The organism is Micromonospora sp. PRAS1 (assembly GCF_059553435.1).
In genome coordinates this window covers 1-24,875 of the sequence record NZ_JCANNB010000019.1, presented here as the reverse complement: position 1 = coordinate 24,875, position 24,875 = coordinate 1, and the positions used below count along the sequence as shown (strand labels likewise).

The window sequence follows — 24,875 nt, the reverse complement described above, 5'->3', positions numbered from 1 at the left end:
AAAGCCTATTCTCACGGGTTGATGTGCCTGGGCCGATAGTCGGCTACGTGGCGGAATTTCTCATCAACGGATGTCCTGCTGACCTGATCGGGAGGATTCGGTGCCGCAGTGTGGGTGAAGATTGCCTGCGGTGCCGGATGCGACACTGGGGAGTTTACTTTGAAAGAGAATCCCATCGTTCTCGGTATCAATAGCGTCTACCACGAATCCTCGGTCTGTGTGGTCCGTGGCAGCGAGGTGCTCGCGTTCGCCGAGGAGGAGCGCTTCAACCGGCGCAAGCATGCGAAGCCCGCCGACATCGAGACGGTTGACGAGATCCCCACCGCGGCACTGCGAGCCTGCCTGGAGCGTGCCGGCATCATCCCGAGCGACATCGACTACGTGGCGACATCCTTCGACCCCGGGCTCCGTCGTCCACCGACGGATGAGCCGACCACGGCCGGATCCTGGGGGCATCCCGACGGTGAACGGCTGCTGCTCAGCCGACTCAACGGCATCCCCGACGAGGTGTCCAAGGCGCTCGGTGAGGACATCCGCGACCGCTGGGTGTGGGTGCCGCACGAGATGAGCCACGCGGCCAGTGCCTATCTCGCCGCACCGTTCGACGACGCCGCGATCCTGAGCATCGACGGCATCGGGGAGCATTCGACCGCCCTGCTGGCGCATGGGCGCGACGGTGAGATCGAGTCGCTGGACACGATCGTCTATCCCGACTCGCTCGGCTTCGTCTGGGAGAAGTTCGCGAAGTTCACCGGTCTCGACGAGTACTCCGCGCCGAAGCTGATGGCGCTGGCCGCCTTCGCGCCGGCCGATCGCTACCGCGGTGGCTTCCAGAAGATCGTTCCTCGCGGTCCGCGCGGGTTCAGCGTCGACCTGGACACTCTCCGGTTCCGGGTGGAGGATTACGAGCCGCTTGAGGAGTTGTTCGGCAAGCGCCGGACCGGTGGACCGGGCACCCCCTTCGAGTACCGGTACGCCGAGGTCGCCGCGAGCCTGCAGGAGATGACCGAGGACGTGCTGCTCACGCTCGCCGCGCGGCTCAAGGAGATGACCGGCTCGACCAACCTCTGCGTGGCCGGCGGTGTCGCGCTCAACTGCGTGGGCATGGGACGCCTGCTCAACCACGGGCCGTTCGACGGCGTCTTCGTCCAGCCGCTCGCGCACGACGGGGGCACCGCCCTCGGCGCCGCGCTCTGGGTGGCTCGCCGTCAGGGCCGGGTCACCGGTCGCTTCGTGATGGCGGACCCGTACTTCGGGTCAGTGGCGGCCACCGCCGCGCAGGTCGAGGCCGCGGTCGCCGATGCCCCGGTCACTGCCACGCGGCTTGCTGACGCACCGCGGACCGCGGCGGAGCTCGTCGCCGCCGGCAAGGTTCTCGGTTGGTTCCAGGGAGCTGCGGAAGTTGGCCCGCGGGCGCTCGGTAACCGTTCGATCATCGGCGACCCGCGCAACGCGTCGATCAAGGACCGCATCAACGTGCAGGTCAAGCATCGGGAATACTTCCGGCCGTTCGCACCGTCCGTGCTCGAGGGCGATGCGGCGGAGTGGTTCGAGTTCAGCCGGCCGTCGCTGTCGACCAGGTTCATGTCGTTCGCGCTACCGGTGCGAGCCGAGAAGCGGGCGACCGTCCCGGCCATCGTGCACGTTGACGGCACCGCCCGGATGCAGACCGTCTCCGCCGAGGTCAACCCCCGCTACCACGCTCTGATCAGCGAGTTCAAGGCGCTGACCGGGGTGCCGTTGGTGCTCAACACCTCGTTCAACACCTACGACGAGCCCATCGTCTACACGCCGGCGGACGCCATCCGGACCTTCCTACGCACCGGCATGGACGCCCTGATCATCGATGACCACCTCATCGAACGTACGCCGTAACAGCGGGCGGCTGCGATCAGCCGCGCAGGTCACCGACGCGGTCGAGGGCCTGCTCGAGACGTCGCAACCACCATGCGACCGTTGCGCCGGACGGCTTGACGAAGCCGTCCGGCTGCAGGTGCGCCTCGGCCATGACGAAGGCGAGTTCACCCATCACCGCGTGGAACATGTAGGCCAGATCCATGATTCGCGTCGTGTGACCGTTGCCGGTGCTCCGCTGCCACACGGCCTCGAAGTGGGCTCGCTCGTCGTCGTCGGCCCAGGCGGTGTTGGACAGGAACCACACGAAGTCCAACTCGGCGGGACCGTGACAGGCCAGGCCCCAGTCGAGAGCCACCACGACATCGCCGTCGACACCGAGGTTGGACGGCCGATAGTCGCCGTGCAGGAGGGTGGCCGGGGCTGCCGCGCGCAACGCCCGCAGGAGACCGTTCGGATCCATGACCATGCTCAGGACCGCCTCGGCGACCGCCGCGTCGGCGTGATCGACGAAGCATTCCCAGGAGGTCGTCACGGTCTTGGGAAGCAGGTCGGGGTTGCGGCGCTCGATCAGCGGTCGCACCGGAGAGAAGAGTCGCAGGCGATCCTCGACGGTGCACAGCGCCGGGTCCGGACGTACGCCCGCGAAGGCGCGGTGCATCGCCGTCACGGTGGTGAGCAACCGCTCGCCGGTCATCAGTGGAGCGCCGAGCCGCACGCGGTCCAGGGCGTCCGACACGTCGCGCATCACGACCAGCCAACCGTCCTCGGTGCGGGCCGCGTCGACGACCGGGCTCTCGATGCCCGCAGGCAGCTTGCGGTGGACGCCGTTGAGCCAGAGCAGCGCCTCCCGGCCCGGATCACGGCTGGCCCGGGCCAACCAGTCGTTCGCCGGCCGGATGTGTTTGATGATCAGTGGCTCGCCCGTGGCCGAGCGGGCTCGCAGCAGGCTCGCGCCGGAGAAGCCCTGATGCGTCAGCGCTTCCAGGTGGCTGTCCAACTGTGTGGAGAGGGTCCCCGCCGGCAGGGTGAAGGTGGCCCGGGGCAGCGCGGGATGCACGATGTGTCGCTCGACGCGGCCGTCCACCAGGTGCAGGCGATGCACCTGCCGGACCGGCCGCGAGCCGTCGGCCAGGCTGTGCTGAACGTCGACATCGTAGCCACCCGGGCTCTGCTCGACCGTGACGTGGCTCGCCCGACCTCCGCCTCTGGAAACCCTGGGCCAGGCCAGGGCGAGGCCGGAAGGGCCGGTGACCACGCTCCGGTGCCCGTCGAGGTGAAGCTCCAGAGTGGAGTCCGGGCCGTACCAGGCCACCAGCGCCGCGGCATCGTTCCGGGTCAGTGCGTGGCGCAAAGCGCTTACGACGTCAGCAGTCACCGTCTCGTCCTCCCGTTATCCCCAGGTCCGACAGAAGTGTATGAACCATGTCAATTGGTATCCGTCTCGCCGATGGCGACCGGTGCCCGTATCTTCGACTCGCGCAGCATCACTACGGAGGCAGGCCTTGACTGAGCGAAACGACGTGGTGGCGGACGACGACGGTGGTCAGAAGCCCGAAAGGTCCATGCGCGTCGTCATCACGGCGTCGGTCCTGTCCAAAGTGGCCGACTGGCAGCTCGGCATCGTCGTGCCCCTCGCCGTGCTCGCGGCGACCGGATCGGTGGCCCTGACCCTGGTGTCGTTCGCGCTGCGGCTGGTGCCCTTCGCCGCTTCGCCGGTGGTCGGCTCCGTCATCGATCGACACGACAGTCGGACCGTCTTCGTCTGGGCCCAGGTCATGCAGGCGGTCTGCATGGTCGGCATCGCGGTGTTCCAGGACCACCGGCTGGCTGTCGCCGTGTTGCTGTTCATCTCCGGATTCGGAGCGGTGTCCGTCAGCATCACCGGGCAGTTCGTTCTCATTCCAAAGCTGATCCACCCCGACCGGCGGGCCCACGCGGTGGCGCGGCTGTTGGCGGCGATCGAGCTCTCGAAAGTCGCCGGCCTGCTGCTCGGTGGCCTCTTCGTGGCGGTACGGGGCCCGCGGTTCGCGGTCTGGGTGATCGCCACGCTCTACCTCACTGCCGGGCTGGTCGCCCTGCTGCTGCCCCGAATGCCCGCGACGGGGTCCCGCACCACACTTCGCCAGGACCTCGCGATCGGCCTCGGTTGGTTGGTGAAGCGGGACATCATCTGGCTCGTTGTGACGATGTCCACGGTGAACCTGGCGGTCGGCGATCTGGAGACCGTGCTCGTGGCGATCTTCGGTGATCAGGGGATGCAGCCTGCGGTGATCTCACTGGTCCTGGCCCTGGGCCTGTTCTTCGGGGCGGTGGGCAGCCGCATCTCGCCCAACGTGTTGCCGCGCTGGTCGACCGAGCGACGGATCCTCGGCTTCCAGGTGCTGGCCCTGGCTGGGCTGTTCGTGGTCGCGCTGCCGCAGACCGTCGCCACCGTGATCGGCTTCTCCGTGACCTCCTTTGCCATCGCGGGCAGCAACGTGGCGTCCATCATCTACCGGCAGCGCGCGATCCCGGTCGAGTACGCCGGCCGCGTCAACGCCACCATCCGGATGTTCATGATCGGAGCGGTCCCGCTCTCCGGATTCCTGTACGCCTGGGCGTCGGCCCAGCTGCCAAGTGGCTGGTTCTGGGTGCCGGCGCTCATCCTCGCCGTGCTCGCCGTCGTCGTCTGGGCCGCCTACACCCGCTCTGTCGAGCGGCCGAAGGCGCAGCACAACGAGATGTCCGCGGCCCCAACGGACTGAACCACCGCCTCAGGGCAGGGCCGGCCCCGAAGGCACCGCCGTCATCCGGGTCTCCCGGCAAGCGGTGGTGCGGTAGAAGGCAGCGAGCTTCTCGTCCGGATCGGAGGAGAGGACCAGCAGGTCGCACCCGGGCGCCTCGGCCACCTCCGGCCAGCTGGGTGACGTCCCCCGGTGGCGCCCCCAGGTCACCACGAGGGCCGGGTCGGAGAGGGCCCGGAGGGTGAGGAACATGTCCGCGTACTCGCCGGCGAACGCGGGGTTGAGCGCTTGGGCGGGCACCGGCGCGAAACCGAACCGGCTCTTGAAGGTGAAGAGACCCGGCTGCACCACGTGCCCGAAGAGAGAGGGGTCGTTGCCGAGGGAAACGGACGCGAGACCGTTCTCCCGCGCGTACCGGAGCGCTTCGGCGTACGCGACCCGCATCATCCCGCGGGACCGCGCATCGGCGACCGCCGCGGAGAATCTCATCTGCAACACCGACTCCTCGGGGCGGACCCACCAGATGGAACCGGTGACCATGACGTGGCCCGCGTACACACTGACGGCGATGTACTCGTCGGCCGCCCCGAGGAGGCGCTCCCGCCGGCTACGGGCGAAGTTCCGGCCGCGCGGCATCTCCGCGATCTGCTTGTCGTACACCACCAGGAACTCGTCCATCAGCTCCGCGGTCAGTCCCACCTGTACGGCGACGCGGAGCCCGTCGTCCTGAAGCGCTCGACGGCCGAGACGTAGCGCCCTGCGTTCGGTCGCGGACATCCGGGCGACGAACTCGTCCTCCGATCCGCCGGCTGCCGCGATCCAGTTGACCCAGCACGGTCGTGCCACGAAGCCCAGCTCGGCCAGGACTGTCTCGGCAAGCTCCTCGGAGTCGGTGAGCCGGACGATGTCGACAGGTGTCTCGGCCTGTCGCCAGGACTGCTTCGCGGCCTCCTCCCGATCCACCGAGGCGACGACGAGCTGGTCCTGCTCACTGATCTGCATGTCCCGATCCCTCCGATCCGCCGGTGCGGAGTTCCTCGTACGGCGCGCTCGCCACCTTGCCGAGTAGCTCGACGAAGTCCGCCTGCCACCGCTGGACGGTGTGTTCGTCGAACAGATCCGTGGCGTACTCGAAGGTTGCCACAATGCGATCTTCGGTGGGCATCAGCACGACGTACAGCTCGGTGCGGGCCACCCCGGTCACCGGCAGGCTCCGCACCTCGGCCGTGACGCCCGGAAGATCGAGGCCCGGCGGTGGGGTGGTGACGACGGTGAACAGCACCTGTGGCGTGGCCTCGTCCGCGCCGAGGGCCCGCGCGATCTCACTGAGCCCGAGCGCATGGTGGTCGAGGGCGACGAGCGCCCGCTCCGTCACGGCGTGGACCAGTTCGTCGAACCGCTGGCCGGCACGGAGCGTGATCCGGACCGGCAGTGCCTCGCCCACCGGCCCGACGATGTCGGCGTGCTCGGGGCGGAGCCGGTTCGCGCTGGAGAGCGGCACCACCAGATCGCGCTGATCACACAGGTCGGCCATCCAGACCGCGAAGGCGGCGGTGAGCACCGCGGCCGGCGTGCTACCGATCTGCGGCGCGACCGACTGCACGAGCCCGACAACCTCCGTGGGGATCTCGAACCGGTGCAGCGCCCCACGGCCGGACAACTCACCGGACCGGGGCCGGTCGTACGGGAGGTCGAAGCGCAGCGGCGCGCCGTCCAGTTCGGTGCGCCAGAACGCGATCAGCTCGGCCCGGCGGTCACCTTCCAGCTGCGCCGCCCGCCAACGTGCGTAGTCCGGGTATCCCGCCGCGTCCGGCAGCGCGGAGGCGGCGTGGTGCACCGTCTCCGCGTAGATCGCGGAGAGCTCCCGCCAGATGACGCCCATCGACCACCCGTCGCAGATCAGATGGTGCAACACCAGCACGAGCACCCACCGGCGCTCGCCGACCCGGCCCAGCCGGGCCCGCCACAGCGGGGCCTGCTCCGGTGCGAAGACCTCCTCCGCCACGTCCTGGCACCAGCGGCCCACCTCTGCCGGATCGCCGGTCAGGTCGGTGCCGGGCAGCTGGACGGGAACCTCGGCCAGGACCTCCTGGAGCAGCTGGCCGTCGGTGCGGACGAACCGGGTCCGCAGGGCGGGGTGCCGGTCGACCAGCACGGCCAGCGCCTTGTGCAGGGCCGATACGTCGAGATCGCCCCCGAGTTGCACGCGGTGCGCCACGTTGTAGACGGCCGGTAGCGGGTTGCTGTGGTGCATCCGCCAGGCCCGCTGCTGGATGCCCGTCGTGGGCGGGGTGTCCGCCACGGCCAGGGTCCCGAGCTGCCGGGCCAGGGAGCGGATGGTGGGCGACCGGAACAGGTCGGCCACCCGCAGCTCGACGTCAAGCCCGTCGCGGATCCGGTTGACCAGCTCGACCGCCGTCAGTGAGTGCCCGCCGAGCGAGAAGAAGGACGCGTCGACAGGTACGCGCGCCAGCCCGAGCTGGGCACACCAGAGCCCGTGCAGGGAGCGCTCAAGATCGGTGGCGGGTTCCGCGCCGAGCCGATCGCGCCAGTCCGGCTCCGGCAGCCGGCCCCGATCCAGCTTGCCGCTGGCGTTGACCGGTAGTTCGTCCACCCGGACCAGCCACGCCGGAACCAGGTACCCGGGGAGTGTCGTGGCCAGCCGCTCGGCGAGGTGGTCGACGAACGCCGCGGATATTCCTGCGGCCAGCACGACGTATCCGACCAGGCAGGTCTCACCACGCGGATCGCGGGCCGCCAACACCACGGCGTCGCGGATCTCCTCCAGCGCCAGCAGGGCCCGCTGCGTCTCCTCCGGCTCCACCCGATAGCCACGGATCTTGACCTGGTCGTCGACCCGGCCGAGGTACCGCAGGCTGCCGTCGGGCAGCCATCGCCCCAGGTCACGGGTCCGATAGAGGGATGCCCCCGGCCTGGCCGGATCGGGTACGAACGCGTCCGCGGTCTCCTCGGGGCGGCCGACGTACCCCCGTGCCGGGCCGGCACCGCCCAGGTAGATCTCGCCGACGGCACCGACCGGCACCGGGCGAATGGTCCCGTCGAGGAGCCGGACCTCGACGTTGTCCACCGGGCGTCCGATGGGCGGCTTGTCACCCGCGGCCGGGTCGACGCGCTGGATGGTGGCGATGATGGACCCCTCGGTCGGCCCGTACTCGTTGTAGAGCGCGCACTCCGGATGCGCCGCGAGGAACCGGCGCAGCGCCGGAGTCAGCGTCAGCTCCTCGCCGGCCGAGACCAGCTCGCGCAGCGACGGCATCGTCGGCGCCGTCTCCATCAGGTACTTCAGCGGCGTGAACGGCATGAACAACCGCTCGACCCGGTGTCGCCGGACGATCTCCGTCACCGCCTCCGGCTCGTAACGTGTCTCGTCGGGAATCAGCACCAGCGTGGCGCCGGAGGCGAGCGTGGTGAAGATCTCCTGGACGCTCACATCGAAGCCCACCGACGTCCATTGCAGGGTGCGCAGCGCCGGCCGGTGCCGCAGGTACGAGCGGACCAGGTTCGCCGGTCCGCGGTGCGGCACGGCGACCCCCTTGGGACGGCCGGTCGAGCCCGAGGTGTAGATGCAGTACGCGAGGCTGTCCGGGTCGGTCCCGGTCGGTGGTGGCCGGTGCGCCCGCGGGTCGGCGTGCGCCACGGAGAGCGCCGGCACACCGAGCCGGGAGGCGAGCTTGTCGTCCTCCGTGACCAGCAGAACCGCCCCGCTGTCGCTCGCCATGAAGGAGAGACGGGACTCGGGCAGGCTGCGGTCCAGTGGCAGGTAGGCGGCACCCGCCTTGTGCACTCCGAGGAGCGTCGCGATGAGATCCACCCCGCGGGACAGGCACACCGCGACGAACTCCTCCTGCCGTACTCCGCGATCCCGCAGCTGCCACGCCACCGTGTTCGCCCGCCGGTCCAGCTCGCGGTACGAGACGCGGGTCGCACCGTCGAGCAGCGCGACCGCGTCGGGCGTACGCGCCACCTGCTGCTCGACCAGCTCGTGCAGGCAGCTCGGCGGGAGATCGCGGAACGTGCCGGACCATTGCCCGATCGCCTCCCGATCCCGATCGGTAAGCGTGGTCAACGCGGGCAGCTCCAGTTCGGGCGAGGCGCACGCGCGTCGAAGGACGGTCTCGACGTACTCGAGCAGCCGGCGTACGGACGTCTCGTCGAACAGGTCGATGTTGTACTCGACGACACACTCGATGTGATCGCCGTGGTGCACCAGATAGAGGGTCAGGTCCAAGGGTGCCCGGTTGGTCGGCACGTCGAGCAGGGTGGCGTTCACCGCGGGCGGATCGAAGTCGACGCTCGCCGCCGTCTCGTACTCGACCAGCACCTGGAAGATCGGGTTGCGGGTCGGGTCGCGTTCCGGATTGACCGCCTCGACCAGTTCGTCGAAGCCGATGCCCGCGTGGTCGAAGGCCGCGGTGCTGGTGTCCCGGATCCGTTCCAGGACCTGGCGGAAGGTCGGCGGCCCGGACAGGTCGACGCGCAGCGGCACCGAGTCGATGAACAGGCCGACCAGATGCTCCGTACCGGGCGGCCGGTTGGTGAGCACCGTGCCCAACAGCACGTCGTCCTGGCCGCTGAACCGGCCGAGCACGATTGCGATACCGCCGAGCAGGGTCATGAACGGCGTGACCCGCTGCTGCTGACCGAACCGCTGGATGGCGGTGGTCAGCTCGCCATCGAGATGGTGCACGAGCGAGGCGCCCCGGCCGGTCATGACGGGCGGTCGCGGCCGGTCGGTCGGGAGCCGTAGCGTCGGCGCCCCGCTCAGCACGGACTGCCAGTAGGCGCGGTGTCGCTCTCGCTCGTCACTTCCGGCGTGCCGGGTGCGGACATGGTCCGGGTAGCTGACCGGCAGCGGGGCGAGCGGCTGCCCGTCCGGCCCGGCACGGTAGTAGGCGGCGAGGTCCCGGACGAGGACCGCCGTGGAGAAGGAGTCGAAGACGATGTGGTGCGCGACGAGCACCAGTACGTGATCGTCCTGACCGAGCCGGATCAACCCGGCCCGCAGCAGGGGCCCGGTGGCCAGGTCGATCGGTTCGGCGGTGAGTTCCTCCACGGTCCGCCGGATGGCCTCCTCCGCCGGGGTGCCCGACTCCTCCCGCAGCGGACAATCGACCGGCATCGACGGTAGGACGAGTTGCCGCGGCTCGCCGTCGACCTCGCGGATCACCGTACGCAGCGGGGCGTGCCGCTCGATCACCTTCGTCAGCGCCCAACGGAGGGTGGTGACGTCCAGCCCGCCGGTCAACCGGATCGCCTTGGGTTCGTGGTGGATCGGACGCCCCGGGTGTAGTTGCTCCACGAACCACATGCCGCGCTGAGCGGCCGACAGCGGCGCATGTCCGTCGTCGGCGTCGCGCCGCCGGTGGCGGGTACGAGCCGCGTCGATGTGGCGCAGGCTGCGTAGCATCTGCTCGGCGGTCACGCCGAAGTCGATGAAGCAGGCGATCTCGTCGGCACCGGCCGCCACGAGCCGGTCGACGATTGCGGCGGTGCTCTCCACCGTCCCGATCAGGGCGCGCTCCGCGCAGTAGCGGGCGTAGGCCCGCTCGAGCAGGAAGTCGAGATCCTCCTCCGGGGTGTCGCGGTCGATGCGCAGGCCGAGGCTGTTGGCGACGCCGCCGAGCAGGGACAGCGACGACCGTAGGTAGTCGCAGAACGGTTGGAACGCCTCCGCGCGGGCGCGTCGCACCTCGCTGCCCAGATAGGTGTGCACCAGGACCGTCACCCGCCCGCCGTCCGGGTCCAACCCGTGCTCCTGCCGGGTCCGGCGATAGAGCGCCACGTTCTCAACCAACTGATCGATCGACTGCATCATGAGGTTGGTGACCACCCCTAGGCCCTGGGCGGCGGCGGCTCGGTAGGTCTCCGGGTTGGCGACCGCGGCGACGAACATGGGCGGCATGTCCTGTAGCGGACGCGGGAAGCTCTGCACGTCGATCGGCTCACCGGTGCCGGACCGGACGGGCACTGAGGCGCCGCTCCAAAGGGCACGGACGGTTGCCAGGTGTTCGTACATCAACTCGCGATGCCGGCCGAACGCGTCCGGTTTGAGGGCGAAGTCGTTCGCGTGCCACCCGCTCGCGACGCAGAGCCCGACCCGGCCGCCGGACAGGTTGTCCACCACGGACCACTCCTCGGCGACCCGGATCGGGTCGTGCAGCGGCAGCACCACAGATCCGGCGTTGATCCTGATCCGCGAGGTCTCCCGGGCGACCGCGGCCGCGAGCACGACCGGATTCGGAAACAGCCCACCGAAGGCGTGGAAATGGCGTTCCGGGAACCACACACCGTGGAACCCGTGCTCGTCTGCGAACCGGGCCGCTTCGAGGATGGCGCCGTACTTGTCCTGCTGGCTCTGATCCGGATAGCTCCCGAAGAAATACAGGCTGAAGTCGCAGGTGCCCTTCCTCTGGTGCGCCGGCACCACGACGGGTGGCGGTGTGGAGGGCATCGGTTCGGCCGGTGACGGCTGGATCGAGGGCGTCCGGGCCGACGGATCCCGATCGGAGAGGGGTGCCGGTGGCAGCGCCGTCGAGGTGGGCGTGGACGCCGGGAGCGGCTCCGCTGCCGGCCCCGGGTGCTCTCCGGCGAGCAGGGTCAACTGTTGGTGGAGGACGCCGGTGACCTGCTCGACGAGTTCGCCGGTGAGACGGAGTTGCCGGTCGATGAGGTCGATCACGTCCTTGGCCGGTGTGGTCGCCGCCCCGGCAGGTGCTGCCGGGACCGCTTCGGGCCTTGCCGCTTCGGGCCTTGCCGCTTCGGGCGCCGTCGGGGCCATCCGATCGGCGATCAACGCGGCCAACCGCGCCGGCGTGTCCGCCTCGGTGAACAACTCCCGTGCCGCGAGCGCGACCCCGAACAACTGCCGCACCTCCCGTACGACCCGCAGCATGCCGAGGGAGTCCGCGCCGAGTTCCAGGAACGTCCGGTCCGGGTGGACCTCGTCGGCCGTGGTGCCCAGTTGGTAGGCGGTCAGGTCACGGATCGCAACGAGTACGTCCGCCGGCGGCGCGGTCGGGCCAGTGGCCGACGAAGCGTCCGTAGCGGCCATCCCGACCGCCGCGCCGGCCGCAGGGGCCATCCCGACCGTCGCGCCGGCCGCGGGGGTCATCCCGACCGCCGCGCCGGGACCGCTGTCGGTCGGCGGAAGCTCGACGGCTCGGTCGACCGTACGAGGGCGTCCCTCGATCCAGTACCGCTGGCGTCGGAACGGATAACTCGGCAGCGGCACCCGCCCGCCACCGCTGGCGACGGCTGCCCAGTCCAGCGAGCCGCCGTGGCGATAAAGCTCCGAGGCCGCCTGCTCCGTCGCTCGTACCGAGGGCGTGCCGCGCCGTTGTCCGGGCACCCACCTGCTGCCCGGTCCGGCCCGCCGTCCCATCCCGCTGAGTACCGCGTCCGGGCCGATTTCGAGGAACAGCCGGCATCCCTCGGCGGTAACCGCGTCGAGTGCGTCGGCGAAGAGGACCGGCTGCCTGATCTGACGGACCAGGTGATCGACTCCCAGCACGGTGCCCGGTGGGTGGAGCCGACCGGTCACGGTGCTCGCCAGGGCGCTTGTGGTCGGTTTCATCGTCACCGCCGCCGCACGACGGGCGAAAGAACCGATGATCGGCGCGAGCCCGGCGCTGTGGAAGGCGCGGTCGACCGGTAGCCGCCGCCATCCGATGGTCCGCCGGTCGAGCCAGGCGGTCGCCTGTCCGACCGCGGCTTCCGGTCCTGAGAGGACGAACTCCTCGGGCCCGTTGACGGCGGCCAGGTCGACGTCGACCTCGCGGAGCAGCTCGTCGACGGTGGCCCGGTCGGTGAGCAACCCGATCATGGCACCGGCCGGCACCCCGTGCTGCATCAACCTTCCGCGCCACATGGTCAGACGCATGCCGTCGGCGATCGTGAGCGCACCGGCGGCACAGAGCGCCGCGTACTCGCCGATGCTGTGGCCCACCAGGTAGTCCGGCTCGACGCCGAAGGTTCGCCAGAGCTCGGTGAGGCCGACCTGGAACGCGAACAGCGCGGGCTGGGCGATGTCCGTCGACCAGACCTCCCGCTGGTGCTGGCCGCGCAACAGCGTGAGCAGGCTCTCGTCCTGCTCCTCGGTGTACACCCGCTCGCATTCGTCGAGCACGCGGGCAAAGGTGGGAAACGCGTCGTACAGCTCGCCGGCCATGCCGGGACGGGCGGCGCCCTGACCGGTGAAGGCGAAGGTCACGGTGGCCGTTCCGGTGGTGGGTGCCTCACCGACCGGTGCCACCTCCAGGGCGTCGGCGAGTTCGGCGGTGGTGTCGCCGACCACCGCGACGCGGTACCGGTGGTGCGGCCGGCCGAGAGCGGCGGACGTGACCAGGTCCGGAAGCGGCAGATCCGGGTACGCGCGCAGGTGCTCACGCATCCGGCCGGTCAACTCGCCGAGGGCCTGCGGGTCAGCGGCGGAGAGCGGAAGGACGCGCAGTACGGGCGGAGTGGTTCGCCGTTCCGGCAGGGCTGGTGCCTCTTCGAGGATGACGTGGGCGTTGGTGCCGCCGACGCCGAGGGCGGTCACCCCGGCCCGGCGTGGCGTGTCATCGGTATCCCAGTGCCTCAGCTCGGTGCCCAGCACGAACGGGCTGCCGTCGAGTTCGAGATCCGGGTTCGGCCGACGCAGGTTCGGCAGCGGCACGAGGGTGCGGTGCGAGAGCATCAGCACGGTCTTGATCAGCCCGGCCATGCCGGCGCAGCTGTCCAGGTGCCCGATGTTGGGCTTGACGGACCCGACCGTACAGAAACCCGTCCGGTCGGTCCGGTTTCGTAGGGCCTGGGCCGCCGCGCGGAGCTCCACCGGGTCGCCGAGTGGCGTCCCGGTGCCGTGGGCCTCGAGGTACCCGATGCTCTCGGCCGGCACGCCCGCCTGGTCGAGCGCCTGCTCGATGACGCCGACCTGCCCGGAGACGCTCGGCGCGGTAAACCCGATCTTGTCTTGCCCGTCGTTGTTGACCGCCGAGCCGAGGATCACCGCGTGGATCGTGTCGCCGTCCGCCAGCGCGCGGTCGAGGCGCTTGAGCAGTACGGCCGCGACCCCGTTGCCGCCCACTGTGCCGTCCGCGTCGGCATCGAAGGCCCGGCACTGCCCGGTCGGCGACAGGATCGAGCCCGGATACGCGCGGTAGCCGTTGACCTGCGGCACGTGGACCGCCGCGGCGCCGGCCAGCGCGAGGTCGGCCTCGCCGTTACGTAGCGCCTGGCACGCCAGGTGAACGGCGACCAGCGAGGTCGAGCAGGCGGTCTGTACGCCGATCGCGGGGCCGGTCAACCCCAGTCGGTACGCCACCCGGGTCGCCAGGAAGTCGGGTTGGGTGCCGATGGCGGTGTGGATGGACCCGAGCGCGTCCTCCTCAGTCCCGAGCAGGTTGTTTAGCAGGTAGCTCTGGTGCGGGTAGAGGTTCATGCCGCTGCCGGCGTAGATTCCGATCCGTTCGCGTCCCGTGGCACCGGCATACCCGCCGTGTTCCAACGCGTGGTGACAACACTCGAGAAACAGCCGGTGAGCGGGATCTGTCGATGCCGCCTCCGCGGCGCTGATGCCGAAGAACCCGGCATCGAACGCGTCGACGTCGGTGAGCGCACCGGTGACCGGCACGAAGTCGTCCGTGACGGGCGTGCCGGCCGCGGCCAGTTCGTCCGCGTCGAACCGCCGGACACTTACCACGCCCCCGGTCAGGTTGGCCCAGAAGTCGTCCAGATTCTCCGCGCCGGGCAGCCGGGCGGCCATGCCGACGACCGCGATCCGCTCGTCGACGGGGGCAGCGGCGTCGCCGGCGGTGCTCGGCTGCCGGGTGGGAGCCGCGCCGAGCGCACTCAGGTGGCTGGTGAGTGCGGCGACTGACGGATGCTCGAACATCGCCAGCTTGCTGAAGGTGAGGCCGAGTTCCTGCTCTAGCCGGGCATGGAGACGGGCCAGCGTCACGGACTCGATGCCCAGCTCGTGGAAGGGGAGCCGGTCGTCGACGTCGGTCTCCAGGATCGCGTGGAAAACCGCGCGTACCCTATTCGCCAGCCCGCCCGAGGTCCGGGTGGCGGTGTGCGGGGCCGGACTCTCCAAGGCGCCGTCGAGCAGTCGTTTGCGCAGGACCGAGCGCTGGATCTTGCCACTCGGCGTCCTGGGAAACGTGGCGAGCGGTACGGCGACCACCCGCCCGGTCAGCCGGGACCGGGCGAAGAGCACACGTTGGATCTCGGGAATCGGGTTGCCGGGCATGGCGGCGTCGGTGCCGAAGAACACCACCAACTCTTCGGTACCGCTGCGCGCGTTCGGTACGCCGCACGCGGCTACCGCCCCCGGTACCACGCCGGGCACCGTGGCGACGAGCTCCTCGATATCGTGCGCGTAGAAGTTCTGTCCGTTGAGGACGATGCGGTCGTCGCCCCGTCCGGCGATGACAATCTGACCGTCCCTGCCGAAGGCCAGGTCACCGGTGTCCAGCCAGACCTCGCCGGAGTTCTCGTCGGTGACGAACGCGGCCCGGTCCGCCGCCGGATTCCCGTAGTAACCCGGCGTGACCCGGGCCGAGCGCACCTGAAGGCGCCCGACGGTTCCCTCCGGCAGGACGGCGTTGTCGTCGCCGACCACCCGCACCGTCGCACCCGGCGCGGGGGAACCAGCGGCCACGAATGTGACCCAGTCGTCCGGATCGGTGTCGTCGGCGGCCCGCTCCAGGCTGTCGTCCGGCGTGGATCTGCGGATCCGATGCACGTTCGGCGTCAGGCCGGGACGGGCGAAGGTGATCGCCGTCACCGTCTCGGTCATTCCCCAGGCAGGCACGAAGGTCTCTGGCCGGATGCCGAACGGCGCGGTGGCGCGCAGAAACTCGGTCATCACCGGGACCGTGATCTGTTCCCCGCCGTTGACCATCGTCGAGATCGACGACAGATCCCAGTGTCCGTCCGGTCGCGCCGCCAGCGCCCGGTTGACCAGCTGGTAACCGAAGTTGGGCGACCAGATGTGATTGACCCGGTGCTCGGCGATCAGATCGAGCCAACGTAGCGGCTCGGCGAGGATCAGGTCTGTTGCCGCCTGCACGTTCGTGCTGCCGACGAAGACCCCGAGCAGGTGATACAGCAGAAACGAGGCGCTGTGGTCCAGTGGTAGCCAGTTCAGCGTGGTGTCACCGGGGCGGATCGGCAGCAGCGCGGGTGTGCCGGCCGCGAACTCCAGCAGCCCGCGCGACGTCAGCTGGATGAGCTTCGGCTTGCCGGTGCTACCGCTGGACATCATCAGCAGCGCGACGTCCTCCGGGTCGGGCTGATGCGAGCCGGGTGCCGGTGCCTGTTCGGCACAGGTGGTGATGTCCAGCGCGAGCATCTCGCTGGGAAGTTCGCCCGGCCGGGCGCCGTCACAGAGAACGACGGGCCCGCCGAGCAGCCCTGCCCCGTGCCGCAGCCGGTCGGCGATGGCGGCACGTGCGACCGGATCGGTGGGACGGGTCAGCAGGAGTGGACGGAATCCGCCGAGCGCGCAGGCCCAGAACATGGTGAAGAGGTGCAGCGGCTGGGCGGCGTACAGGATGACGTGGTCGCCTGCCGCCAGGTTCTGCTGTCGTAGCCCGGTCAGGAGGCGCCGAGCCCGATCGAGCAGCACCGGGTAGGCGACGAATTCGGCGCGATTATCTGCCGAGATAGCGACTGTGCCGGCCTCGGGAAATCGTTCCGCGGCGCGTTCAAGTGCTGCGGCAAGTGACTGCGGAAAATCATAAGGAATTTCCAAACACGGGCCGTCGTAGCTAGCTGACCTCTCCACAGTTCCCCCGCTGGTGTCGAGTTGTCCGGACCGGTGTCACCGCGAAATGAGAGCCGCCGATGACAATTGGCCCGCCGTGTCCCTTCGAATTGCCCTGCCCGGGGTGTGTCGGCATTCAGCCGTGCGTCACGCGCCGGTCCGGTCACCTGGCCAGGTGATCGGTTGTCGGCATTGGCGGTGAAATGGGCAGAGCTGATGGTCGGCAAAATTCCACATCGAGCCATCGCGCAATCGCAAGCGAATCTGTGGCCGGGATCAAGGGTCGGCGCGTCCGATCGCCGGTAATTGCGGCGCGGCGATCGTCAATGGGCGAAGATAGGCCCGCGGTCTGTCATGAAATTCTCCCCCGTTTTGCGACCCGAGACGGCTGCCAAAATTGCTGGCCCAGCGATCAGATAATGTGGGTGCGCAGGTAACTTTCCTTACAAAATCGAATCTTTCCCGTAATGTTGATCGATGTCAACCGATGCTAACGTGACGTACGTCACTCGTGCAAATGTGTTTTTGTCTCGGCGGCCGAGTCACTAGTGCGTGCGCTGCGGATTGTCGGCCGGTCATCGCGGTGGCGGGTCGCCCGTCGGGCGAAGTGTGCGGCGCATTGGTTCGCGGGTCTCGTCGATGGGCTTGAGGGCACTGGACGCGGCGCGCCGCACCGCCGTGGTGGGTGCCCGCAGCACCGCGAAGTCCAGGCGCCAGCACTGCCAGTGGAGTGGGATGTCGAGCTGGCTACCGGGCGCGAGCTGGATATATCGACTATTCTCGAAATCTTTGTGTGCGAGTGCCTCCGGTAACAGCGCCAAGCCGAGTCCGAGCCGGACCGCCTCGTGAGCGCCCATGTCGATGGCACGTAATGCGCGGGCATCCGGGCTGGCTCGTTGGCCAGCGTGCGGACGAACCGGTGTTGCAGCTTGTCCTTGAGGGTGAAAGCGATCGCCGGGGCCTTCGCGAGTGCCTTCGCGACAATGGCGGCACTCGCGGCTTCGAGAGCGGCTTTTCCCAGGTGTTGCCCCACGAACTCCGGAGCGGCGATGGCTATGTGCCGCATGGCGCCCAAGGGCTCCGCGTGACACCCTTGCACGGCGGTGTCCCATGCGGTCACGGCAGCCATCACCGAACCGTTCCGCGGCAGATCGAGGCTGTGCTCCCGGCCATCCTGACGGATGTCGAATGCCAGCGGAGGAATGTGTCCGGCGTGTGCGGCCTCGGCCGGCGTGGCCAGCGCCGGGAGGAACCAGGTGGCGAGTGAATCCGCGTTGACCGCCACTGCTATCCGGACGCGCAACTCATTGTCGCCAGCCGGGGAGGCATAGGAGTTGTGCGCCGCGCGCAGGGCTTCCGCTCCAACAGCGATAGCTGCTCAGCGAAGCGAAGCAGGGGCTGGCCGGCTCCGGTGCCTGACACGGCTTGCTGCGTTGTACGAGTATCTGTCCGACCGTACGCTCCAGAGCCTTGATGCGCTGGCTGACCGATGACGGCGTCACGTGCAACGACCGGGCGGCTGCCTCGAAGCTGCGCTCGGCTACGACCGTGGCGAAGGTGGCGAACTGAGTCGAGTCCAAGGTCAGGTCTGCGCCTTCGCGTATTCGTATTGGATGTGACTCCATCTCTCCAACCCGAGACCAGATCACCCTGACCGCCGGCGTCATCGCCGATACCGTCATCGACCTGGTCGGCGTCATCGGCGAACGCGTCCCGGTCGGGCGGGGCGGGCCGGGCATCCGGAGTTGGCTCCGGAGGGGCCCTGAGCGGCCCGCCGACATTGTCGCGCAACCCTCCTGGCGGGCACTCTCAGCGTTCCCTCAGCTTTCCGATGACCACCGGGCTGGCCGGGACGTTTACTCTTATAGCGCGCGTTGACGCGCCACGACCGCCCTAGGGAGGCCTGACAGTGAAGACTTCGAACCCGGTACTCGCTCGGCTTGGCCAAGCGGCCGAGCGGGAGCGTGCCGCCGGGTACGCCCCGACCGGGCCGTACGGACAGCCCGGCTCCCCCCAGCAGTACCCGCCGCAGGCCGGTTACCCCGGCGCGCCGGGCTTCCCGTCCGCTCCGCCCGCGGTCACCCCGATGTCGATCGACGACGTGGTGGTCAAGACGGTCACGCTCCTGGCCATCGTCGGCGTCGCCGGCACAGCAGCCTGGATGCTGATCCCGGATTCGCTGCTCGGCGTCGCGTGGATCGGCGCGGCCGTCGTGGGCCTGGTCCTCGGCATGATCATCTCGTTCTCGCGGATGGCGAACCCGGCGCTGATCGTCGCGTACGCCGTCGTCGAGGGTGTGCTGGTCGGCGCGCTCAGCAAGTTCTACGAGTCGCTGTACGACGGCATCGTGCTCCAGGCGGTGACCGCCACCTTCGGCGTCTTCTTCGTGATGGCCATGCTCTACCGGGCGCGGGTCATCCGGGCCACGCCGAAATTCACCAAGGGCCTGATCGCGGTGATGGCGGGTCTCTTCGCCGTCATGCTGATCAACCTGGTGCTGGCGATGTTCGGCGTCAACACCGGTCTGCGCGACGGTAGCCCGCTGGCCATCGGGTTCAGCCTGGTCTGCATCGTGGTCGCCGCGCTGAGCTTCGTGCTCAGCTTCAAGGAGGTCGAGGACGGCGTCCGGATGGGGCTGCCGCAGCGCTACTCCTGGGTGGCCGCGTTCGGCATCCTGGTCAGCCTGATCTGGCTCTACATCGAGCTGCTGCGGCTGCTGAGCTACTTCCAGGGCGACGACTGACAACGACCGCCCAGACGACCGACCGGCGCTCGCTCCCAGCTGGGAACGGGCGCCGTCGTCATTCCACCCTCCGCCCCAGCCAGCGTCGATCTTGCACTTCTGGTCGCGGAATAAGCCTCAGAAGGGATGAATCGGCGACATCAACTGCATGATCGGCGGCCGTTGGGGTGGGTGCGTAGAGTGCGCGGGGTGAGGGAGACGGAACTCGGGCGGGGAGTCGAGTTGCTGGTGCGGCAGGTGGGGCACTGGCAACAACCGCGCTGGTCGGCCATCGCCTCGACCGGCAACGTGCCCCGGGCGAACCTGGTGCACCGGCTGGTGCAGGAGATCGCCGACCTCGCCGCCGACGCGGAGGGGCAGCCACGGCGGAACGTACCCCGGCTCGACAACGACCTGGCCCTGGCCGACCAGCTTCGGGTGGTGGCTGCCGACCTGCTCGCCGCCGGCCCGTCCGACGAGGTGCTGGCCCGAGCGGCGGCCCAGGTGAGCGCCACCCGGGCCGCGCTCTAGCTCCAGCCCGCCGTCAGTTGAGGCGTTCGAGGACCATCGCCATGCCCTGCCCGCCGCCGACGCACATGGTCTCCAGGCCGATGGTCTTGTCGTGCCACTGGAGGGCGTTGAGCAGCGTGCCGGTGATGCGGGCGCCGGTCATGCCGAACGGATGACCGACGGCGATGGCCCCGCCCATCACGTTGAGCTTCTCCTCGGGGATGCCGAGCTGGCGGTACGACGGGATCACCTGGGCGGCGAACGCCTCGTTGATCTCGACCAGGTCGACGTCGTCGATGGTCATGCCGGCGCGCCTGAGTGCCTGCCGGCTCGCCTCCACCGGGCCCAGCCCCATGATCTCCGGCGAGAGCGCGGTGACCCCGGTGGAGACGATCCGGGCCAGCGGGGTGACGCCCAGTTCCTCGGCCCGCTGGGCGCTCATCACCACCACGGCGGCGGCCCCGTCGTTGAGCGGGCAGCAGTTGCCGGCGGTGATCCGGCCGTCCGGACGGAAGACCGGTTTGAGGGCGGAGACCGCCTCCAGGGTCACCCCCGCGCGTGGGCCGTCGTCGGTACTCACCACCGTGCCGTCTGGCGTGCTGACCGGGGTGATCTCGCGGGCCCAGAAACCGTCCGCGATCGCCTGCTCGGCGAGGTTCTGGCTGCGTACGCCGAACGCGTCCATGTCGGCGCGGGACACGTCGTACACCTGGGCCAGGTTCTCTGCGGTCTGTCCCATGGCCAGGTAGACGTCGGGCAGCGCGTCCTGCTCACGCGGGTCGGTCCAGACCGGGGCGTCCGCCTCGGCGCGGGCCTCGGAGCGTGCCTGCGCCTCGGCGAAACGCGGGTTCTCCCAGCGGCCGATCAGCTCCTGCGCCTCCGAGGGCAGCCGGTCGGAGCTGCCCCGCGCGTAGCGGGAAACGGCCTCCACTCCGGCGGAGACGAAGACGTCGCCCTCGCCGGCCCGGATGGCGTGCATCGCCATCCGGGTGGTCTGCAACGAGGATGCGCAGTAGCGGGTGAGGGTGGCACCGGGCAGACCGTCGAGACCCATCAGTACGGCGACCACGCGGGCCATGTTGAAGCCCTGCTCGCCGCCGGGCAGGCCGCAACCGAGGTACAGGTCGTCGATGTCCCGTGGATCGAGCTGGGGGACCTTGCCCAGCGCGGACTGCACGATGGTGGCGGCGAGGTCGTCCGGGCGGAGGTCACGGAGGGACCCCTTGTGGGCCCGGCCGATGGGGGAGCGGGCGGTGGCGACGATCACGGCATCGCGGGGCGACTCAATCGGCATGCCGCAACGTTAACCCGTCAGTAACATGTCCCGGAAGCTACCCGGCGGCGGGAGATCTCAGCGACGCTGGGCGACCGCCGCGGCGGCGGCCACGGCGGGCAGCAGAGCGTGTGCCCAGACCCGGTACCCGTCGGCGGAGGGGTGGTAACCGTCCGGGCAGAAGGTGTTGGCGTCGGCACGGAACACCGGCCCGGTCTCGGCGGCCAGGTCGACCACTGTCCCGCCCGCGTCGAGCACCGCGCTCGTCTGGGCCCGGCCGACCCGGCGGCCCACCCAGCCGACGATCTGACGCAGCGGTGGCGCGATGGCCCGTACCGCGCCGAGATCCGGGCAGGTGCCGACCACGACCTCGACCCCGGCCTGGCGCAACCGGTGCACCGCCGCGCCGAGGTAGGCGGCGGCCTCGGCCGGCCGGCGCAGGCCGGTGGCGTCGTTCGCGCCGACCAGGACGACCGCGACGTCCGGCCGCTCGCCGAGCAGCGCCCGGGCCACCTGGGTGGCCAGGTCGGTGGAGCGTGAGCCGGAGACGCCGACGCTGGAGAGGTGCACCAGCCGCCCGGCCGGTCCTTCGGCGAGGAGTTCGGCCAGTTGTCCGCCGATGGTGTCGCCGAGGCGGTCGACTCCGACACCGAGGGCAGAGGAATCGCCCAGCAGCACCAGTCGTAGCGGCGAGGCGCCGATCCGACCGACCATCGCCCGGAGCGCCAGACCCAGCTCGGGCTGGGCGTAGCGGCGGTTGCGCGCCACCACGGCCTGGCCGGCGAGCACGGCCGCGCCACCGAGCGCACCGGCGAGCAGCGAGACACCGGCGGCGCGGGCCAGCTGCGCGGCGGCCCGGGTGCCGGGGGACAGGCTGCTCATGTCGCCGCCCCAGGGGTGCCGACGCCGTACGGGCGCCTGATCCGCTCGATCATGTGCGTCCCTCCACTGCCTGTGATTCGGTGATGGGAGTCGACTGCGGTGCCGTGGTGGCACCGAAGAACCCCCGGCGGCGCAGTCGAGCCCAACGGCCAGCCGGACCGGCGTCGCTGCCATGAACCTGCGTGCCGCTGACCTCCGTCCCGGGATGCCGGGCCGCTTCCTGAGCCGCCTTCGGCAATGACCGTACGCCTTCGAGCCGGATCGGCGAAGGCCTCCGTTCCCCGCCGGCCCCCAGCGCGGCGAGCATCGTGGGTAGCAGCGCGGCGGCGGCTGCGGCGTAACCCTCGGCGGAAGGGTGGAACCGGTCCCAGGCGAACATCCGCCCCGGCTCGGCGTCGAACCGTGGCCCGAGCAGGTCGCCGAGGGAGACCGTCCAGCCGCCGGCCGAGACGACGGCGACCGTCTGGGCGGCGGCGAGCTGCCGGCTCCACCGGCGGGCCAGCCAGCGCAGCGGCGGCTGGATGGGGCGGATCGCGCCGAGGTCGGGGCAGGTGCCGACGACCACCTCGGCGCCGGTGGCGCGCAGGGCTCGGACCCCCTCGACGAGGTAGCGCACGGCCAGGGCCGGCGGGGTCCGGTTGGTGACGTCGTTGCCGCCGATCAGGATCACCGCGACGTCGGGCCGGCACTCCAGGGCGGCCTCGACCTGGAACCTGAGGGCGGCCGAGATGGCACCGACGACGGCGAAGCGGTGCAGCCGCACCGGCCGTTGCAGCCGGCGGGACAGACCGGTCGCCAGCAGCGCGCCGGGCGTCTCCCGGCGGCGGTGCACGCCGTAGCCGGCGGCCGTGGAGTCGCCGAGGATGACCATGGTGACCGTCGGACCGGGAAACTTCGCGCCGTAGACGCCGTCGCAGCGCGGTGGTGGGGCCTCGGCCATCGGAATGGTGCGCCGGGCCTGGCGGGCCTGACCGAAGAGCAGGCCGGTGGTCGCCGCCGCAGCGGCTACCGTGGCACTCGTGCCGATCGCCGCCAGGCGGGCCACCCGCCACGCGCGCGACCAGCGCGAGCGATCCCGTACGGCGGAACTGTCGACCCCCACACCGCGACACTAGCGCGCCGGTACGACGGTCCGCTGTCGTCACGGCGGCGCCCCCGGTGCCTGGAAAACGACTCCGTTGGGTACTTGAATATCGAGTGTTGCGCCGGGTCGTCACGCTGCACGTGGAGAGGAGCACGACGATGGCTAAGACGTTGAAGCGGGGTGCGGCGTTCGTGGCGCTGGGCCGGGCGCTGACGGCCGGTGCCCGAGGCGGCCCGTCGCTCGGCACGCGGATCGGTGCGCTGCCCAGGATGATCGCGGCCACCGCCCGTGGCCAGTACGACGGCGGTCTGCGGCTGGCCATGATGACGGCGGCGACGGCGTACATCGTCTCCCCGATCGACGCGGTGCCCGAAATGTTCCTCACGGTGTTCGGGCTGATCGACGACGCGGTGATGGTCACCTGGCTGGCCGGCGCGGTGCTCGCCGAGACCGAGCGGTTCCTGGAGTGGGAGGCGCGTCGCAGCTCGGTCATCCCCGGGCACGCGGTGCCCTGACCCGACGTACCCTGGGCGCGGGATCACCGAGAGCAACCCGCCCGGCCTGCGGCGCCGGTGCCGGAGGAGAAGGGCACAACGAGGTGCAGTACTACGACAACGTCGTCGAAATGATCGGCAACACCCCGCTGGTACGGCTGCGTAACGTCGCCGAGGGCATCCAGGCGACCGTGCTGGCGAAGGTGGAGTACCTCAACCCCGGTGGCTCGGTCAAGGACCGGATCGCGCTGCGCATGGTCGAGGATGCCGAGGCGGCGGGCATCCTCCGGCCGGGTGGCACCATCGTCGAGCCGACCAGCGGCAACACCGGCGTTGGGCTGGCCCTGGTGGCGCAGCTGCGGGGCTACCGCTGCGTCTTCGTCTGCCCGGACAAGGTCAGCCAGGACAAGCAGGACGTGCTGCGGGCGTACGGCGCGGAGGTGGTGGTCTGCCCGACCGCAGTCGCGCCGGAGGACCCCCGCTCGTACTACAACGTCTCCGACCGGCTGGCCCGGGAGATCCCCGGCGCCTGGAAGCCCAACCAGTACGCCAACCCGGCGAACCCCCGTTCGCACTACGAGACCACCGGCCCGGAGCTGTGGAAGCAGACCGAGGGGCGGATCACCCACTTCGTCGCCGGGGTGGGCACCGGTGGCACGATCTCCGGCATCGGGCGGTACCTGAAGGAGGCGTCCGGCGGCACGGTCAAGATCATCGGTGCGGATCCGGAGGGCTCGGTCTACTCCGGCGGCACCGGCCGGCCGTACCTGGTCGAGGGGGTCGGCGAGGACTTCTGGCCGGAGACGTACGACCGGGAGGTGGCCGACGAGATCATCGAGGTTTCCGACAAGCAGTCCTTCGAGATGACCCGGCGGCTGGCCCGCGAGGAGGGGCTGCTCGTCGGTGGCTCCTGCGGCATGGCGGCGGTGGCCGCCCTGGAGGTGGCCCGCTCCGCCAGGCCGGACGACGTGGTCGTGGTGCTGCTGCCCGACGGCGGCCGGGGCTACCTTTCCAAGATCTTCAACGATGCCTGGATGGCCCGGTACGGCTTCCTCGACAACTCCGGCACCGAGCCGACCGTGGCGGAGGCCCTGGCCGGCAAGCCGGGCGGACTGCCCGAACTGGTGCACGTGCACCCGACCGAGACGGTCCGGGACGCGGTCGACTACATGCGCGAGTACGGCGTCTCGCAGTTGCCGGTGCTCAAGGCCGAGCCGCCGGTGGTGACCGGTGAGGTGGCCGGCTCGATCGCGGAGAAGGACCTGCTCGACGCGCTCTTCACCGGCCAGGCGCAGCTGCACGACACGATCGAGCGGCACATGGCGCCGCCGCTGCCGATGGTCGGTGGCGGCCAGCCGGTCAGCGAGGCGGTGAGCCTGCTGGAGAAGTCCGACGCCGCGCTGGTGCTGATCGACGGGAAGCCCAAGGGCGTACTCACCCGTCAGGACCTGCTCGCCCACCTCGGCGCCCGCTGAGCGATAAGGAAGGGCCCCTTTTTAACGCCTCGTGCATAGCAGGGGCCCCTTGTTAACACCGGCGGCGAAATCAGCAGATCGCGTG

At 70.0% G+C, this 24,875-nt stretch carries 13 protein-coding genes; 6 read left to right on the top strand and 7 right to left on the bottom strand.

All coding sequences use genetic code 11. The features are described from left to right. The first annotated feature begins 108 nt into the window (after positions 1-108). Complete coding sequence (locus tag AC507J_RS18850; protein ID WP_496290482.1) at positions 109-1,875, top strand: carbamoyltransferase family protein; 1,767 nt, start codon at positions 109-111, stop codon at positions 1,873-1,875. Between the two features lie 16 nt (positions 1,876-1,891). Here the strand turns inward: AC507J_RS18850 and AC507J_RS18845 are convergent, their stop codons facing one another. Next, on the bottom strand, positions 1,892-3,232 hold the full coding sequence (locus AC507J_RS18845; RefSeq protein ID WP_496290481.1) for a phosphotransferase: 1,341 nt from the start codon (positions 3,230-3,232) through the stop codon (positions 1,892-1,894). Positions 3,233-3,272: 40 nt separating this feature from the next. On the opposite strand from AC507J_RS18845, the gene AC507J_RS18840 reads away from it, so the two are divergent. Then, complete coding sequence (locus AC507J_RS18840; protein ID WP_496290480.1) at positions 3,273-4,601, top strand: MFS transporter; 1,329 nt, start codon at positions 3,273-3,275, stop codon at positions 4,599-4,601. A 9-nt stretch (positions 4,602-4,610) separates the two neighbouring features. Here AC507J_RS18840 and AC507J_RS18835 read toward each other — a convergent pair whose 3' ends face one another. The 3 genes from AC507J_RS18835 to AC507J_RS18825 all read right to left on the bottom strand — a co-directional run bounded on the left by AC507J_RS18835 (position 4,611) and on the right by AC507J_RS18825 (position 17,975). After that, a complete protein-coding gene (locus tag AC507J_RS18835) occupies positions 4,611-5,582 on the bottom strand; it encodes a hypothetical protein (protein WP_496290479.1) in 972 nt (323 codons plus the stop codon). Beyond that, entirely contained in the window at positions 5,569-16,371 is a 10,803-nt protein-coding gene (locus AC507J_RS18830) for an amino acid adenylation domain-containing protein (RefSeq protein ID WP_496290478.1), read from the bottom strand. The genes AC507J_RS18835 and AC507J_RS18830 overlap by 14 nt, the downstream gene beginning before the upstream one ends. A gap of 1,283 nt (positions 16,372-17,654) precedes the next feature. Then, on the bottom strand, positions 17,655-17,975 hold the full coding sequence (locus tag AC507J_RS18825) for a LysR family transcriptional regulator (protein ID WP_496290560.1): 321 nt from the start codon (positions 17,973-17,975) through the stop codon (positions 17,655-17,657). A 284-nt stretch (positions 17,976-18,259) separates the two neighbouring features. On the opposite strand from AC507J_RS18825, the gene AC507J_RS18820 reads away from it, so the two are divergent. Together AC507J_RS18820 and AC507J_RS18815 are read left to right on the top strand one after the other, a co-directional pair. After that, a complete protein-coding gene (locus AC507J_RS18820; protein WP_496290477.1) occupies positions 18,260-19,093 on the top strand; it encodes a Bax inhibitor-1/YccA family protein in 834 nt (277 codons plus the stop codon). A gap of 189 nt (positions 19,094-19,282) precedes the next feature. After that, positions 19,283-19,603: a hypothetical protein gene (locus AC507J_RS18815; protein ID WP_496290476.1), complete on the top strand. Its 321-nt coding sequence runs from the start codon at positions 19,283-19,285 to the stop codon at positions 19,601-19,603. A gap of 13 nt (positions 19,604-19,616) precedes the next feature. Here the strand turns inward: AC507J_RS18815 and AC507J_RS18810 are convergent, their stop codons facing one another. From AC507J_RS18810 to AC507J_RS18800, 3 genes are read right to left on the bottom strand one after another with little or no spacing between them, the layout of a single operon-like run. Further along, positions 19,617-20,876, bottom strand: coding sequence for an acetyl-CoA C-acetyltransferase (locus AC507J_RS18810; protein WP_496290475.1), 1,260 nt, complete (start codon positions 20,874-20,876; stop codon positions 19,617-19,619). A 57-nt stretch (positions 20,877-20,933) separates the two neighbouring features. Then, entirely contained in the window at positions 20,934-21,737 is an 804-nt protein-coding gene (locus AC507J_RS18805) for an SGNH/GDSL hydrolase family protein (protein ID WP_496290474.1), read from the bottom strand. A gap of 49 nt (positions 21,738-21,786) precedes the next feature. Further along, a complete protein-coding gene (locus tag AC507J_RS18800; protein WP_496290473.1) occupies positions 21,787-22,839 on the bottom strand; it encodes an SGNH/GDSL hydrolase family protein in 1,053 nt (350 codons plus the stop codon). Positions 22,840-22,979: 140 nt separating this feature from the next. Between AC507J_RS18800 and AC507J_RS18795 the strand changes: the two genes are divergently transcribed. Both AC507J_RS18795 and AC507J_RS18790 read left to right on the top strand, forming a co-directional pair. Then, on the top strand, positions 22,980-23,336 hold the full coding sequence (locus AC507J_RS18795) for a YkvA family protein (protein WP_496290472.1): 357 nt from the start codon (positions 22,980-22,982) through the stop codon (positions 23,334-23,336). Positions 23,337-23,419: 83 nt separating this feature from the next. Further along, on the top strand, positions 23,420-24,790 hold the full coding sequence (locus tag AC507J_RS18790) for a cystathionine beta-synthase (protein WP_496290471.1): 1,371 nt from the start codon (positions 23,420-23,422) through the stop codon (positions 24,788-24,790). Positions 24,791-24,875: the final 85 nt, after the last annotated feature.